At 68.6% G+C, this 14,752-nt stretch carries 21 protein-coding genes; 15 read left to right on the forward strand and 6 right to left on the reverse strand.

Annotated features, from left to right (window positions below):
- Window positions 1-23 precede the first annotated feature (23 nt).
- Complete coding sequence (locus AB0J72_RS34280) at window positions 24-326, forward strand: hypothetical protein (protein ID WP_363405908.1); 303 nt, start codon at window positions 24-26, stop codon at window positions 324-326.
- Between the two features lie 114 nt (window positions 327-440).
- Window positions 441-1,367, forward strand: coding sequence for a hypothetical protein (locus AB0J72_RS34285; protein WP_363405911.1), 927 nt, complete (start codon window positions 441-443; stop codon window positions 1,365-1,367).
- An 89-nt stretch (window positions 1,368-1,456) separates the two neighbouring features.
- Here AB0J72_RS34285 and AB0J72_RS34290 read toward each other — a convergent pair whose 3' ends face one another.
- The gene (locus AB0J72_RS34290) at window positions 1,457-1,636 is read right to left on the reverse strand and encodes a hypothetical protein (protein WP_363405914.1); all 180 of its coding nucleotides are present in this window, start codon (window positions 1,634-1,636) and stop codon (window positions 1,457-1,459) included.
- A 68-nt stretch (window positions 1,637-1,704) separates the two neighbouring features.
- Between AB0J72_RS34290 and AB0J72_RS34295 the strand changes: the two genes are divergently transcribed.
- The gene (locus tag AB0J72_RS34295; protein WP_363405917.1) at window positions 1,705-2,205 is read left to right on the forward strand and encodes a GNAT family N-acetyltransferase; all 501 of its coding nucleotides are present in this window, start codon (window positions 1,705-1,707) and stop codon (window positions 2,203-2,205) included.
- On the opposite strand, the gene AB0J72_RS34300 is transcribed toward AB0J72_RS34295, so the two are convergent.
- From AB0J72_RS34300 to AB0J72_RS34310, 3 genes are all read right to left on the reverse strand, one after another.
- A complete protein-coding gene (locus tag AB0J72_RS34300) occupies window positions 2,159-2,581 on the reverse strand; it encodes an NUDIX domain-containing protein (protein ID WP_363405920.1) in 423 nt (140 codons plus the stop codon). The two genes, AB0J72_RS34295 and AB0J72_RS34300, sit on opposite strands and share 47 nt — an antisense overlap.
- 345 nt (window positions 2,582-2,926) lie before the next feature.
- Window positions 2,927-3,169 (reverse strand): hypothetical protein, encoded by a 243-nt coding sequence (locus AB0J72_RS34305; protein ID WP_363405923.1) that lies wholly within the window; start codon window positions 3,167-3,169, stop codon window positions 2,927-2,929.
- A gap of 31 nt (window positions 3,170-3,200) precedes the next feature.
- Window positions 3,201-3,341: a hypothetical protein gene (locus AB0J72_RS34310; protein ID WP_363405926.1), complete on the reverse strand. Its 141-nt coding sequence runs from the start codon at window positions 3,339-3,341 to the stop codon at window positions 3,201-3,203.
- A gap of 36 nt (window positions 3,342-3,377) precedes the next feature.
- On the opposite strand from AB0J72_RS34310, the gene AB0J72_RS34315 reads away from it, so the two are divergent.
- Both AB0J72_RS34315 and AB0J72_RS34320 read left to right on the forward strand, forming a co-directional pair.
- On the forward strand, window positions 3,378-3,857 hold the full coding sequence (locus AB0J72_RS34315) for an SRPBCC family protein (RefSeq protein WP_363405929.1): 480 nt from the start codon (window positions 3,378-3,380) through the stop codon (window positions 3,855-3,857).
- 224 nt (window positions 3,858-4,081) lie between these two features.
- Window positions 4,082-5,974: an Hsp70 family protein gene (locus AB0J72_RS34320; protein WP_363405932.1), complete on the forward strand. Its 1,893-nt coding sequence runs from the start codon at window positions 4,082-4,084 to the stop codon at window positions 5,972-5,974.
- 141 nt (window positions 5,975-6,115) lie between these two features.
- Here AB0J72_RS34320 and AB0J72_RS34325 read toward each other — a convergent pair whose 3' ends face one another.
- Both AB0J72_RS34325 and AB0J72_RS34330 read right to left on the reverse strand, forming a co-directional pair.
- On the reverse strand, window positions 6,116-6,823 hold the full coding sequence (locus tag AB0J72_RS34325; RefSeq protein WP_363405935.1) for a hypothetical protein: 708 nt from the start codon (window positions 6,821-6,823) through the stop codon (window positions 6,116-6,118).
- Window positions 6,824-7,258: 435 nt separating this feature from the next.
- Window positions 7,259-7,597: a hypothetical protein gene (locus AB0J72_RS34330; RefSeq protein ID WP_363405938.1), complete on the reverse strand. Its 339-nt coding sequence runs from the start codon at window positions 7,595-7,597 to the stop codon at window positions 7,259-7,261.
- Window positions 7,598-7,856: 259 nt separating this feature from the next.
- On the opposite strand from AB0J72_RS34330, the gene AB0J72_RS34335 reads away from it, so the two are divergent.
- The 10 genes from AB0J72_RS34335 to AB0J72_RS34380 all read left to right on the forward strand — a co-directional run bounded on the left by AB0J72_RS34335 (window position 7,857) and on the right by AB0J72_RS34380 (window position 14,701).
- Window positions 7,857-8,249 (forward strand): hypothetical protein, encoded by a 393-nt coding sequence (locus tag AB0J72_RS34335; protein ID WP_363405941.1) that lies wholly within the window; start codon window positions 7,857-7,859, stop codon window positions 8,247-8,249.
- Window positions 8,174-8,668, forward strand: a complete 495-nt coding sequence (locus tag AB0J72_RS34340; RefSeq protein ID WP_363405944.1) for a hypothetical protein — start codon at window positions 8,174-8,176, stop codon at window positions 8,666-8,668. The genes AB0J72_RS34335 and AB0J72_RS34340 overlap by 76 nt, the downstream gene beginning before the upstream one ends.
- Before the next feature lie 373 nt (window positions 8,669-9,041).
- Window positions 9,042-9,908 (forward strand): S41 family peptidase, encoded by an 867-nt coding sequence (locus AB0J72_RS34345; protein WP_363405947.1) that lies wholly within the window; start codon window positions 9,042-9,044, stop codon window positions 9,906-9,908.
- 85 nt (window positions 9,909-9,993) lie between these two features.
- Window positions 9,994-10,605 (forward strand): YdeI/OmpD-associated family protein, encoded by a 612-nt coding sequence (locus tag AB0J72_RS34350; protein WP_363406051.1) that lies wholly within the window; start codon window positions 9,994-9,996, stop codon window positions 10,603-10,605.
- A gap of 68 nt (window positions 10,606-10,673) precedes the next feature.
- A complete protein-coding gene (locus AB0J72_RS34355; RefSeq protein WP_363405950.1) occupies window positions 10,674-11,237 on the forward strand; it encodes a DUF4303 domain-containing protein in 564 nt (187 codons plus the stop codon).
- A gap of 205 nt (window positions 11,238-11,442) precedes the next feature.
- Window positions 11,443-11,628, forward strand: coding sequence for a hypothetical protein (locus AB0J72_RS34360; protein ID WP_363405953.1), 186 nt, complete (start codon window positions 11,443-11,445; stop codon window positions 11,626-11,628).
- Entirely contained in the window at window positions 11,629-12,435 is an 807-nt protein-coding gene (locus tag AB0J72_RS34365) for a hypothetical protein (RefSeq protein WP_363405956.1), read from the forward strand.
- Window positions 12,436-12,535: 100 nt separating this feature from the next.
- On the forward strand, window positions 12,536-13,375 hold the full coding sequence (locus tag AB0J72_RS34370) for a hypothetical protein (protein WP_363405959.1): 840 nt from the start codon (window positions 12,536-12,538) through the stop codon (window positions 13,373-13,375).
- 134 nt (window positions 13,376-13,509) lie between these two features.
- Window positions 13,510-14,142: a uridine kinase gene (locus AB0J72_RS34375; protein ID WP_363405962.1), complete on the forward strand. Its 633-nt coding sequence runs from the start codon at window positions 13,510-13,512 to the stop codon at window positions 14,140-14,142.
- A 142-nt stretch (window positions 14,143-14,284) separates the two neighbouring features.
- On the forward strand, window positions 14,285-14,701 hold the full coding sequence (locus AB0J72_RS34380) for a hypothetical protein (protein WP_363405965.1): 417 nt from the start codon (window positions 14,285-14,287) through the stop codon (window positions 14,699-14,701).
- The last annotated feature ends 51 nt before the right edge of the window (window positions 14,702-14,752 follow it).

Below are 14,752 nucleotides of genomic sequence, written 5' to 3' on the forward strand. Positions count from 1 at the left end.
CACCTCACGCATCGGAGCAGACCGTGGGTACCGTCTCCGTCATCGAAGGCCACGACGCGGTCCACACCATCCAGGTCCGCGGGCGGGTGGAGGCCGACACCTCCGTCTCGCTGCGGCAGGCACTCGTCACCACCATGCTGCACCGTCAAGCGGCCGCGGTCCTCGTCGACCTCGGCGACGTCACCGAGATGGATCCGATGGCGGTCGGCGCGCTGAGCGCGGCGCACGACGTCGCCCGGGATCTGCGCCTCGCGTTCACCGTACGGGTGGCGCAGTCGCCGATCGCCGGGCAGCTCGCGACCGTGGACCTGCCCCTGTCACCCTGACCCACGTCCGGCTGGTACACCGCGGCGACGGTGCCCGGCCACGTCGCCGACCGCAAGTATCCACATCCGTCGAATAACTTCCGTCAAGGTCAACCAACCCTGACGGAGGCGACGATGAGGTTCTGGCGGTTCACGGCGGCGGCGCTGGTCGCCGGCGCGGCGGCGATCACGCCGGTCACCGTGGCGGACGCGGCGGTCAGCGACGCCGAGCTCGCCTACCGCTGGGCGCCGGTCCACTACCAGGACACCGCGTCGTCGTACCGCGCCGACTACCTGGCGCCCGTCGACTACGACGGCGACTGGAACACCCTCAACAACTGGAACAACCTCGACGCCTACGCCCAGAACCTCGCTGGCACCGCCTACTACTCGGTGGTCGAGACCGGCACGCACTGGTTCATCGTGTACGCCTTCTACCACCCGCGCGACTGGAAGACGTTCCTGCCGCACGAGAACGACATGGAAGGCCTGCTCCTCACGGTCCGCAAGGACGGCGGCACCGGCGTGCTCGAAGCCATGATCACGCTCGCGCACGACAACTTCTACTCCTATGTGCCCGCCGGAAGTGCGTACACCGGCAACCGCGAGAACGTCGACGGGCCGCTGCTCACCCAGGTCCACGACGGCGCCGCGCACCCCACCAGCTTCCAGGAGGCGAAGGGGCACGGCTGCTACAACTGGTCCGGGGGCTCGTTCCCGGGCGGCGACGGCGTCGTCTACTACCCGAGCCGCGCCGCCGGCACCGTCCCCACCGACCGTAACGACCGCGACGCCCGCTACCGGCTGGTGGACCTGCTGGGCCCGGGCGGCCTGTGGCAGCGCCGCGGCAGCAACCCGCCGTTCGCCGAGTACGGCGCCTTCGCCGGCGACGACGTCCAGCGCAACGCCGCGCACGCCCCGTGGGCCTGGGACGACAAGACCGACGGCAGCGACCTGCAGGCCGGCGTGATCGCCACCGACCCGGCGTACCTGGTGTCGCAGTACTTCAGCGGCCTGGGCACCTTCAGCCTGACGTACGTGCGCAACGCGTACCGCGCCTGATCCCGAGCCCCGGCGCCTTCACGCAAGGCGCCGGGGAGGGGTCAGCCGCGCACCAGGTGGTCGATCTCGTCGGCGAAGAGCAGCGGCCATCAGGCCGGACGGCGGCGACAGCGGCCAGCCGACAGCTGGAGCAGGACGACGCCGAGTTCGATCGGCTCGGCCGGTGCTCCGGTCGGGGTGGTGCCTTCGAAGTCGACGACCACGAACGTGGTGGCGCGCATCGCCGGATCGGTCGCGTACCGGTCAACCATCCCGACTCCAGTGCTCATCGCGGGCTGCGCTTCTTGCGACGATATCGCCGGTCGCTCATAGGGCCGGCGCCGGTAGCGTCGGGGGCATGGTGACCCTGGCGCGGCTGACCGAGGTGGACCCCGCTGACCTGATCGACCTCATGAACGACCCCCGGGTCCGCCGGCACATGCCGCTCGCCGTCGGCAGGTTCGGCCCGGAGGACTGTACCGCCTGGGTGGCCGCCAAGGAGGCCATGTGGCGCGACCACGGCTACGGTCCGTGGGCGTTGCTGGTCGACGGTGCGTTCGCCGGCTGGGGTGGCCTGCAGCCCGAGGACGGAGAGGCCGACCTGGCCCTCGTGCTGCGCCCGGCGTACTGGGGCCACGGGCGGGCGATCACCGAGCGCATCCTGGCCGAGGCGTTCGGCCCGCTCGGCCTGCACGACGTGACCGTCCTGCTGCCGCCCAGCCGGGGCACCGCCGCCGCCGTACGGCGGTTCGGGTTCCGGCCCGATGGAGAGCTCGAGGTCGCCGGTCAGATGTTCCTGCGATTCCGGCTCATCAGTGGGCCTCGCCGGCGCCGCCCAGATGGAGTGGCAGGACAGTAGCGGTCGTCACGGCCAGGTCGCGGTCGAGAAGCTGTTCCCGCGGGACGAACACCATCGCGCGTCCTTCGCCGACAACCACGTCCCGCTGCGTGGCGTCGGTCGTGCCGTGGAAGACGTGAACGGTCACCGTGTGCGGGAAGCCTGCCTCGTACGGACGCGGACCGCTCCACAACAGACGGAGCTCTCCTGCCGTCAGGCCCGTCTCCTCGAGCAACTCCCGGTGCGCCGCCTGTTCTGGCGTCTCGCCCTGCTCGACATGGCCGCCCGGCAAGCTCCACTGATTCGGAGAGACCGAGGTCCGATCGTCGCGATGCTGCAGAAGTACCGCCCCGGAGGCGTCGACGAGCAGCACCAACGCGACTTCATAGGTGGCCATGCTGCGATCATGCCAAGCCGCGTCCGCCGTTGTGGTCGCGTGCTTGCCGGCTGAGTAGCAGATAACGCTCGTCGGTGATGGTCTTGCCCAGAGCACGTCATCGTCGAGCAGCCGCAGCTCGGTACCCCGGCCATGACGTCGAAGGAGCGGGCTCGCCTCTGCCGCGGACGGTCCGGCTCCTGTCGTCCACCGGCCTTCGATGAGCGCGAGCCTTCCCGACGGCCGGAGGAGGTCGTGTCGCGCTCCTGTACTGCCCACAGGACGTGCCGGACCAGCACGACGTCGAACGATCCGGGCGCGAGCGGTGGCCGCGACACGTCGCCACGGATCAGCGGCACCGTTCAATCAATCATGAGGCGGCTGGCGTGGCCCGTCATCGGCGGTTGTCGTCACCGGGTCCGGTGCCTCAAGCAGCGGCCCCAGGGTCATCTGCCGACTCAGGTGCCCGACAAAGCACTGCCTGTGCGCCGCCATGCTCTGGCCGTCTTTCCCGCCGTTGTGAACGTCGATGTAGAGACCCTCCCCGAACTCCTGAGGATCCACGGTGGTCCAGCAGTAGGCACAGTTCCAACGTTCGCTGTCAAGCATGCCGCACCTTATGCCACCGTTCAGATAGTGATCAACGAATTTCGTTGACGCCGTCGATTGCGCTCAACTCGGGACGATCGAGAACTGCGGCCGGCTCTGCGGTGGGCCGGCTGGTGGAGGTGCCGATCGCCAGCCCGAACGCATCGTCGTCCTGGTACGTGGTGACGACCACGGCGGATGGTGCCGTGGACCGTCATACGCTTGCGGGGTGCATGCGCTGATCGAGGTGGTGACGGAAATCGAGGCCAGCTCGGAGGTGGTCTTCGGCCTGGAACTCGACATGGACGTCCATGCCGCTTCCCTGGCGACGAGCGGGGAGACAGCCACCACGAGCACGGGCCGGCGACGGGTCGAGCTCGGCGACGAGGTCACCTTCCGGGCGCGCCACTTCGGTCGCGTGTGGCACATGACCAGCCGTATCACCGCGTACGAGCCTCCGCGCCGCTTCACTGACGAGCAGGTCCGCGGCCCCTTCCGAGCCCTTCGTCACGAACACCTCTTCGATGACCTCGGTGACGGCCGGACCCGGATGACCGACCGCATGCTGGTCAGTGCGCCGTTAGGCCCGCTGGGGTTCCTGATCGCCCGTGTGCTGCTTGCGCCGTACCTGCGACGGCTGCTGAAGCAGCGCGCGGCCCACGTCAAGCGCCTCGCCGAGGCCTTCGACGGCAGGCGTGACCCCCGCTGAACGTACGCATGGCCGTCGATCACGCGCAAAGTTCAAGGACGCCGATCACGCAGCCCGACTCCACGCGGACCGGTTGCGGGTACGCGCTCATGCCGATGGCAGTGCATCTGATCATGACGATCAGCCGCGACTTCACGCGTCGCGGAAGTCATCTTGGCGACGCTGGCGCGTCGTAGGCCCTGTACGCCTGCCCATCCTTCGTAGGGCGGCGCTAGCGTGTCGTCATGACACGGGAGGCGCGGCTCGGTATCGACTTCGGTACCTCCAGCACCGTCGCGGTGCTGGAGACGCCGGGCGGCCAGACCATGCAGTTGATCTTTGATGGGACGCCGATGCTGACGTCGTCGGTATGCCTGGACGAGTCTGGTGTGTTGCTGGCCGGCCGCGATGCGGTGCACGCTGCCCGGGTTCGTCCGGAGTTCTTCGAGCCGAGTCCCAAGCTGTGCATCGACGATGGCGAGGTCCTGTTACACGACCGCGTGGTGTCGGTGCCAGCATTGATCGGGGCCGTGCTCGGCCGAGTTTATGGTGAGGCACGGCGAGTACTAGCCAGCGCGCCGGCGACCACGGTCCTCACCTATCCGATCGGCTGGGGTTCCCACCGACTTGAGGTGCTGAAGCAGGCCGCTGAACTGGCCGGACTGCCAAGGCCGCAATTCGTCGCCGAACCTGTCGCCGCCGCCGCGCATTTCATCGCCACCATAGGCAACGAGATGTCAGCTGGGCAATGCGTCGTGGTGTACGACTTCGGCGCAGGCACCTTCGATGCCTCCGTAGTTCGATGTGCTCCGGGCACCTTCGAGGTACTGGCAAAGGACGGTCTCCGCGACGCCGGAGGGCGAGACGTGGACGCTGCAGTGCTTGCGTACTTCGGCGCAGTGTACGGAACCACCCAGCCCGACCAATGGGAGCGCATCACCAATCCGGGCTCGCCTGGCGATCGCCGCGCGGCGATCATCTTGTGGGACGACGTGCGGAACGGCAAGGAGCTGCTATCGCGCACGGCGAGCACCACCATGCTTCTGCCGCACTTGGAGATCGAAGGTCTGCTCACCCGGGATAAACTTGAGCGCCTCGCTCAGCCGGTGCTGGAACGAACGGTGCAGGCTACCCGATCGGTGATTCGTGCCGCGGGTATCGGCCACGACGACATCGCAGGGCTCTACCTGGTTGGTGGCGCGAGCCGCATGCCTCTCGCCGCCACCATGCTGCTCAGGTCATTGGGGATCGCGCCAACGGTTGTCGAACAACCTGAACTGATCGTCGCAGCGGGGAGCCTGAAGGCCCCGCCGACACAGGTCAGCGGCCCAACTGCGCCATCGACGGCGTCACGCTCTCGGCAACCCACGACACCGATCCACATTCGGTCTTGGACAGCACACCGCGACCCGCCTACCAGTAGTTCTGCTGAGGCCCGTCCGCCAGATGCACCTAGGCCGGCGCCGGCACCGACCGAGCATCATGACAACGCCGATCTCTTCGACACCGGACGTGATGCACCGCGCGAACAACCATCCGACGTCGTGGCGGCAGCCACGGACGGTGCGACAAGCAGGGATGTTGACACCACAGTGCGGCAGTCCCGGCAGCAATCCGTTGACTCCCGGTCCGATGATCCCAACACGCCGACCAAGCCGCACGTTAACCCCTGGAGTTCAGCGCGCCAGCCAGAGGGATCTCGACGCCAGCTTCCGGGTATCGATCCAGCAGGGTCGCCCGCTAATAGCCGGAACGCATGGCAGCAGGTAGTGCTTCATCTAACGATCCTGTTGTCAACAGTACCTTGGCTGATCACGTCTACTGCGCTTGTTCGGACCGAGACACGGCCGCAGTGGTCGATAGCATTCATGGCAGTGGGTGCGCTCGGCCTTGTCGGCTACACAATCGGCGCGCACAGCAGGCAGAGGCGGTCCACTCTCTACGGCGTGTCGATGATGGCGCCAGTCTTTTGCCTGCCGGGGTACTTGATCGCAGCCTTCCGAACGGTCGGCTTAACGCATTACCAGACAGGTTTGCTGTACGTAGGTTGCCTGGCTGCCGGAATCTTGTTAGTCGTGCAGGCAGGGAGCCTGTCCGGCTCCCTGCCTGCAAGCGACGCAGCCGCCTCAGACAATTAGTCGTCACACACACACCGACCATCCAGTAAGAGGGCATGAGGCGGTGCGGTCAGGGTGCCTCTGATGCGCTGCGATCCGGCCCAGAGACGTCACCGCCCCAGCAGGACGTCCGTGTGCAGCGCCACGATAGTTCGCCTCCCGTCAAATTCGAATACCGGTCATCCACACCGGCGCGCCGATGCCGAGGTGTCGCATAATGGCCCACGCGGCGACCGTTGACGGGTGGTCTTGGCAACCGGATCTGCCGCGACGTGCGCGTTGCGCGGATCGGTCGGCAACTGGCTCACACTCGGGGCGGATCGCGGACGGGAGCACGCGGCACGCCCAGGCGGTCGAGAAGGTCGAAGTACGCGTCCTCCCTGAGGACGTACCGTGTTGACGGAAGCCGGAGCCGGGCGGCGATCCCCGGACGGCGCGCGGTACGCAGAATCTGTCCGATCGGCCCGGCCGGACGATGTACCCGGCCCCGGTGGGCCAGTTGACCGCATGTCGGACCGCTTCACGGGGTGGACAACCGAAGGCGGCGATCGTCTCGCGGGCGCGACGTCGTACAGCTTTGCGCGCCATTCCGATCATCGCATGGTGGTCACGCTCGAACGCACATGCGGTGTCCCGGTCAAGCCAGACACCCCATTGGTCACCGGACGGGGTGGCCGCGACGACCTGGCCGTAGTCGCTGTCGGCGATGTACGCGGCGATCACCGGGCACGACGAGGCGACCACCAGGCTCAGCAGAAGATCGGGCTCACGGCCGAGCACGTTGTCAGGCAGGTCGTAGACACGCCACCCGTCGCCGCGGACAGCACCTTCGTGGGAGCGGACAGACGCGCCGACGTCCTGCAGCACCACCGACGCCTGATCGCCGCGGACCGCGAGCAGCGTGCCCTATAGCCCATGCCCGGCCCCTGGCACAGTCGATGATCAGATCCACCGGACTGTAGACGGCATCCGCTCATGGCGCCGCGTACACCCACACCTTCGCCGCAAGATCGGCACCGCGCGGCAGCATGTCGGCATGACCGAACCGACAGGATGGCCGCTGATCTTCGGGTGAGCTCGTGCAGTACCACCGAGAACCCGTCGCCGCCGGTAACCCCAAGCCCAACACGATCGCGACCAACGTCCTACATCCTGAGCGATTCATCGCCTCCCTTGCGGGCGCCTACGATCCGTGGGCAACCCCAAGGCCACAGCGCTCGGTGATCGCATACTTTCGAACGTTGGGCGGCCGCAGGCCTCGATCACGAGCACGCTCATGCTGCGAGGCGGGCGGTACTGTCGCGCTCAGACGTGACGGACGAGGCCTTCAACGATGCGAACGGACTGGGCGACGATCATCATCGGTACGGTTCCGGCGGATGTCTCTGCGTCCCAGGCGTAGAGCTCGTGTCCGGCCTCGTTGGTGACCTGTTGAGCGAACTCGTGCTCGGCGGGTGTCGCCGGCCGGAACGTCGGATGGTGGAACGTGTCGGCGGTGGCGGCCCATGCAACATCGATGAACGAGACCTCGACATTGTGGTGGTAGGTCAGGTCGTTGTCCGCGACGAGCCGCAACGTCGAGGAGTCCCAAAGGTCCACCCGCCAGTCCCACCACCGGCCGGTCAGGTCCATCAGTTCACGCACATGACGGATCATGCCTCAGACAGGATCGGCCGCATCCGCTATGCCGCTCGTCGTGCGCGGTGCCCCGTCCGGCCGTCACGCTCCTTACGACCGCGGGGGCCAGCACGCGCTCGTAGCCGATGGGCGGACGTCGACGCAAGGCCCCGCCCGCCCAACATCGGTTGCACCTGTGTCGGCGGGCTCGTTGCCGCTGCTGACTGACGCTCCCGCCCGTGATCTGCGAGTACATGCGCGGCGTGGTCGCATGCATAATGCCCCTGTGTGCCACGCCGACCTGACTGTGGATGCGTGGCTGGCGCTGTCCGACGACGCCGCCAGCCGTACAGCCAATGCCATCGCTCGCGACGTTGACGCTGAGCTTCTCAGTGTCACCACACACACCTACGAACGCCGGCCTGGTCGTGTGGCGTTGTTTGAACGCGACGGAATCCGATACGCGTTGGTACCAGGCGGAACGGTGCAACTCGGCTACGATGCCGACCGTTTCGTCCCCACCCTTCGCCAGCTCGACGACTTCGCCGTGGCCGTCGACCTGTACTCCGTGCCGGGCCGATCCATCGGTTTCTGGCCGAGGCGATGTCGCCGCCGCGCCGGGCGACGCTGCCCGCCCGGCTGGTCGCTGTCCGTTCGGTCGACGCCGACGCACTGCTGACCGCTGACCACGACGGTACCGACGATCACGACTCGGTCGTGGCGCGGTTGGCCTGGCGGGGTCTCCGTCCGCCCACGCCGGATGAGTGGGAATTCGACTGCGGTGCGGGCGCGACCACGCTCTTCCGATGGGGCGACGACTATCCTGACGGCGAGCCGTACGGCGATGTGCCACTGATTCAACAACCGAACTTCTTCGGACTCGTCATAGGCGACGACCCCTACCGGGCGGAATTCACGACGGACCCGGCAGTACTCTGCGGCGGCGATGGTGGCGGTGCGCTGTGCGGTGGAGCCGGGGCGTTCCTGTCCTGGATAAGCCTTGCCACCGCCTACCGGGACCCGACCTTGGCCGAAGTCGTCTACGACGGCTACCTCGTCGGCGAAACACCGCTGCGTCCGGTCCTGCCGCTGGCTTGATCGAGCGCCCTTCATGCCGACGACTGCACCCGAAGGTCTCGGCGGTACCTGACTGCGACTGCAGCTGAGGACGCGGTCCAGACGAGAAGTCGACCGGCGCTCCAGTTCGGCAGGTCCAAATCCGCGCCGTTCGGCCACCTCGAAGTGCGCACATCTGCCGCTGTCCGGGCGTTCCGGGGGAGAGGCGCGGGGGATGCGGGTGCTGAAGTTCGTCGCGGAGCGTTTGGATGCGCGCGATCATCTGGCGTCGGTCGATGTGTTCTCTCGGTGCCGTTCACCGCTCGATCTGAGCTGTGTAGGGTGCGATGCCGGTTCGCTGCGGGCATAGCGGTTGAGGCTGCTGGGCGCGGGCCCGCTGGTCTATCGTTCGAAAATGTCCGATGCCCTGGTGGTGCGTGACCTCGTTGAGCGGCTCACCGGCTGGCTGTCGCGGCTGATGCCACCCGGCGTGCGCCGCGATGCGCTCGTCGCTGTGCTCACCGAACGGTTTGGGGCCGTGGAAACCCCGGTCACCGGCGCGGACTGTGTGGCGATCGAACGGTGTGCGTGGACGGTCTCCCGTCACCTGACGCTCACCTTCGAGCCTGGCGGTACCGGCCGGCCTGACACCGTGTCGCCGGGCTGGCCGGATCCCGACCCGGAGGTGGTCCGGGCTCGGGCCGCGTGTGTTTCGCAGGTGCGGCGGCTGGCGGACGGCACTTGCCTGATCAGTGTCGATGACCTCGACGCCGTCGGCCTTGCCCAGCCGTATCTGGACGCCGCGTTCGCTCTCGCTCAGGGCTCGGCCCGGATCCTGCTCGACCTGCGTGCCAACGGGGGCGGTGACCCGGCAACGGTGGCGCACATCGCCGGCCGGTTGCTCGGCGATTCGTCGATGCAGTTGTGCGAGGTCGTGTACCCGGACCGGCGGCGTCAGTGGTGGACACCCGCTCTTCCGTCTGGCACGAGTCTGCGGCAGCCGGTCGCGGTCCTCGTCGGCCCGGGCACGTTCTCGTCCGGTGAAGCGCTCGCGTACCACCTGCAGGCGCGGGGCCGGGTTGTCGTCGTGGGGGAGACCACGCCCGGCGCCGCCGATCACATCACGCCGATCCGGTTGGCGCCGACGGTTGTGGCGTTCCTGCCCGAGGCGTACGTCGTCGACAGCGTCACTGGCACGAACTGGGAGGGCGTCGGCGTCGTGCCCGACGTCGTCAGTCCGCCCGACACGGTGATCGAGACTGCGGTGGCGGCGCTGCGCTGACGGCGCCAGGCGAGCCGGGTCAGGTACCCAGGACAAACGTGCAGCACCTCGCCACCCAGCATGATCGCTCCACTAGCCTGTGATGGTGGCAGGAACCGAACTGGACGAGTTGATCGTGGCCGACGGCGCGGCGCTGCGCGCGTGGCTGCTGGACAACCATGCCGCCTCCCCTGGCGTGTGGCTTGCTCTGACCAGGAAGGACGGCTCCGTCACCACGCTGACCTGGCAGCACGCGGTCGATGAGGCACTGTGCTTCGGCTGGATCGACGGGCAGGCCCGCAAGCGCGACGAAGGGAGTTCCTGGAGGCGGTTCACCCCGCGCCGGCCCCGCAGCGTCTGGTCCCAACGCAATGTCGCCAACGTGGCCCGGCTGGAGGCCGCCGGCCTGATGCTGCCCGCAGGCCGCGCCGCGGTGGACGCCGCGAAGGCCGACGGGCGGTGGACGGCCGCCTATGCACCGTCGTCGGAAGCGGAGGTGCCGGCCGACCTGCGCGCCGCGATCGCCGCCGACCCAGCGGCGCAGGCGATGTTCGACGTGCTCACCAAGACCAACCGCTTCGCCCTCATCAGCCGGGTCAATACCGTCAAGCGGGCCGAGACACGCGCCCGGAAGATCGCCGAATACGTAGCGATGCTCGCCCGGCACGAGACGATCCACCCGCAGCGAGCCAGGCCGGCGGATCCGCCGACATCGTGACAGGTGTCCGCCGGTACGGATGACCCGCGTGCCTCGCGCTGTTGGTACCGACGCGGTAACGTGCGGCGGTGGTTTGGCAGGCTTTCGAGACGGCGTGGCACGACAGCGGATGCCACGCCCTCGCCGGTCTGGCCGCGGCCTGTCCGGGCGAGCGGTTGTACGCCGCGGCGTTCCACCTCTTCTACGCCGACGGCACCGTGATCCTCCCGCCCGCGCTGGCCGCCAACACGGAGACGGCGGTGCACCACAACGACGGATACTCGACGCGGTTCACGCCGCCGGAGTGGCGGTGGGACGTCCTGGACGCCGCGAGCGATGCGATGCGGCCGTGGTACCAGCGCCTCACCGAGGAGTACCTGACCCCCGCCACCAATGATGCCGAACGCGACACCGCGCTGGACTCACTCTGGACAGCTCATGACGCCGCCATGGCCCGGATCTGCAAGGCGATGACCACGACCGCGCGCCTGGGCGGCATCCACAGCTCGCTCCCGGCCACGTTCGTCATCGCCATCCTTGACGGCCAGCGGGGAGACGAGGAGGCGGACCTGACCCGCGCGAGCGTCGACCCCCTCGTGCTCACGACCGTTCCCGAACTCGCCGAGCACCTGCGCGAAACCGAAGAGGCGTGACCCTACTGCCGGCTCAACGGCCGCCGGCCGTTCAAGCGCCGGACTCGAGGCTGCACCACTCGTGCACGCTCATACCGGCGAGGGGAGCGCGAGTTCGACCGCGTCCGTCACGCCGCGTGCTGAGGTCATGCGGCGGCCGGCCCGCTGAACTGCCGATGTGCGTTTGCCCGTTGAGCAGCGCGCAGCACGTCCCTAAGCTGGGCCGGTGTCTGAAGTCGATCATGTACGGCTGGAGCGAATCGCCGCGAAGCTGGCAGTGGCGAGTGCCTTGCAGCGGGAGGAGCGCACTGGCCCGTGGCGCGACAACGCCGCCGAGGAGGCCGCGGCCCAGCTGGCCCGGGACGTGCCGCGGGTGACCGCGGACAACTTCGGCCAGGCCTCGGGGCGCTGAGTGGCCTTCTACGGCACCTACGTGCTGGCCCGGTCGGCGGCGCTGCTGCCGCACGTGCCCGGCATGCGGTCGGCGTTCGGCAGCCGGTGCATGCTCATCGGCCGGCACCAGGATGAGTGGCAGCTGGCCGGGCTCAAGACGCCGATGCACCACGAGTGGCCGGCCGTCCACGGCGGGCCCGTGCCGCTGGCGGTCGCCACCGGCGCGCCGGTGCTGGCGGTGGAGGTCAAGGAGAGCTACTGCCTGCAGTACGGTGGCGCGACCCCCGACGGCAGGCTGTGGCTGGCGCACTTCGCCCGCGTCGTGGACAGCGACAAGGGCTGCATCTTCGACCACCACGACGACTCCACGGTGCCGCTGCCCGCCGGCGTCGACGTGCCGGCGAACGACCTGGCCGGCCTGGCGGACCACCTGGCCGGCTGGGCCGCCGATGCCGGCCTCGACACCAGCGTGCCACGGATCGCCGAGGCGATCGGCACTCACACCTACGAGTCGGCCGTGGACGGACTGGTGCGGGCGCTCGGGCTCGTGCCGGTGGACACGGTGTACCCGGCCGTCGAGCTCGACGACCTCGACTGGTGGGAGTGCTGGCAGCGCGCCGACGACGCCAGCGTGCGGGTGATCCAGGAGTGGAACGCCCGCAAGCGCGGCCGCCTCCGGCCGTTGCCCGGCCGGCCACCGGCGGGCGCCGACGAGTTCATCCGGTTCCTGGACCTGGTTGCCGACTCGATGTTCGGTGGCGGTCTCACCCGAGCGGAGCTGCGCGCCGAGGCGGCCCGGCTGCTGAAGACGTACCCGGAGCCGTAGCCACAACGAAGCGGCTGCGTCGAACACTGGCGTCGTAGCCACGGACGACCTGCGCGACGACGAGTCGCGGTATCCATCGCTGTACAGAGTGAGGACGAGCATGGGCTTCTACGGCACGTTGGTCATCGCACGGAGTGACACGTTGCTGCCGCACCTGCCCGAGGTCCAGTCTGCGTTCGGGACGCGGGTGTTGTGGCCGTACCGCAGGGATGACGGCTGGCAGTTGCTGGAGCTGCTGTCGCCGTTCGGGCATCAGTGGCCGACCGTCGGGGCGGGACCCGCTCCGCTGGCGGAGGCCACTGGCGCGCCGGCGTTGGCGGTGTGGGTCTCGGAAAGTTCGTGCCTGCAGTACGCGGCCGCGACGCCCGACGGTCGGTCGTGGACGGCGCACTTCGCCGACGAAGCCGACGCCGACGTCGAAGGGCTCATTGCCCGCGGCGTGCAGCTGCCAGAGGGGCGGTGCGGCTACGACCATCACGAGTTCTGCACGCTGCGGCTGCCGGAAGGCGTCGACGTGCCACCCGACGACCAGGCCGCGCTGGCCGGCAACCTGCTCGAATGGGCAGCCGCCGCCGGGCTTGACACGACGGCCGAGCGCATCCTCGACGCGCTGGGCACGACGACGGACGAGACCGCAATCTACGCTCTCGTCGCGGCGCTTGGCCTCGAACCGCTCGCGCCCGTCGAGCCGTTGTTCGATTTCGACGAGCGCGACTGGCGGGATGCGTATCGGCGGGGTGAAAACGAAAGCACGCGAGTCTGCCGGGAATGGACGTCCCGCGGCGAACAACTTCCCGACTACGACCAGCCTCTGCCGGGTGCAGCCGAGTTCGTGAAGTTTCTGGACCTGGTCGCAGCGTCGAGGTTCGGCGGCGGCCTCACCCGTGCACAGCTCCAAGCCGAGGCACAACGTCTGGTGGACGCCTACCCCAAGCCATAGCCCGAGCACCGCACGGCTACGAAGCCGGTCTCGACGCCGTCGCCTGATGGCGGTACTGGTCGCCGGAGGATGCTCCTGTCTGCGATGCTCGTCGGGTGATCAGCTCGGTTGAGCGGCGCCGGGTCGTCCGGCGGGTGGCCGCCCTGGTGCCTGTGCCGGAAGGTGGCGCCTGCGTCCGCGTCGGGATCGACGGGCCGGACGCGTCCGGCAAGACGACGTTCGCCGACGAGCTGGCCGCTGCGGTCCGTGCGCTCGGCCGTCCGATTGCCCGGGTCTCGCTCGACGACTTTCATCACCCGCGTGCTGTCCGGTACCAACTGGGTCGCGACTCGCCGGAAGGCTTCTGGCGGCACGCCTTCGACTACGCACGGTTCCGCAGCGACGTGCTGGACGGGTTCGGTGCCGGCGGAGACCGCCGCTACCGGACGGCCGTGCACGACGTCGTCACCGACACCGAACGCGTGACGGCGCTGCGGACCGCTGCCGCCGGCACCGTGCTCATCGTCGACGGGCTCTTCCTCCATCGGGACGAACTCGTCACGACGTGGGAAATGTCGGTGTTCCTGGATGTGGATTTCGCAGTTACGGCGAAGCGCATGGCACTCCGCGACGGTGCCGACCCCGACCCCGACCACCCGGGCAACCGCCGCTACATGGACGCCCAGCGCATCTACTACGCCGCGTGCGCTCCGCACGAGCGCGCCGACATTCTCATCGACAACCAGGATCTCAGCACGCCACGCATCGTCCGGGAACGGCCGCCGTGACATCGCTCAGGCTGCGATCCGGAGCTTCGGCCCGAACCGGGCAACTCCGCGTCGCCGACGAAGGTCGGCTCGTAGCCGTGCGCCGCTATGGTCCTGATCAGCGCCAGGTCGGCGGCTTCGGTGTGGATCGGGGGATCGGAGCATGGCGTATCTCATGGGATGGTTCGCCCGGTCGGGCGAGCCGGTCGCGCAACGCATCGCGCCCGCCCTGCTGGAGGCCGCGTCCCGGCTCGAGCCGGACCTGGTGGCCGTGCACGTTCACGACGGTGTCGGCACCGTCGACTACGAGGTGTTCGCAGGACCGACGTCGCCGCCGGCCGGTGTGCCTGTGCTGCTCAGTGTCAGGACCGGCCTGCGAGCGGCAGACCTGGCCCACTTCATCGAGCCCGACAGCCCCGCCGAGCTGTTGCAGTGCGACACCCGGATCGAGCTGATCCTGAGCGGACCGTTCACGGACGCGGACTGGTCGATCGTCCGGGGGCTCCATCGTGCCGCCGTCGAGCTGTGGGACGCGCTCTTGTGGGACGAGATGGACGGCTTCGCCGTCACGCTTGGCTAGGTTCGCACGGCTTAGCCAGACGCGACGGCGGCGACGCCTCCGCTACAGCCG

The organism is Dactylosporangium sp. NPDC049742 (assembly GCF_040674675.1).
Classification (GTDB): Bacteria; Actinomycetota; Actinomycetes; order Mycobacteriales; family Micromonosporaceae; genus Dactylosporangium; species Dactylosporangium maewongense.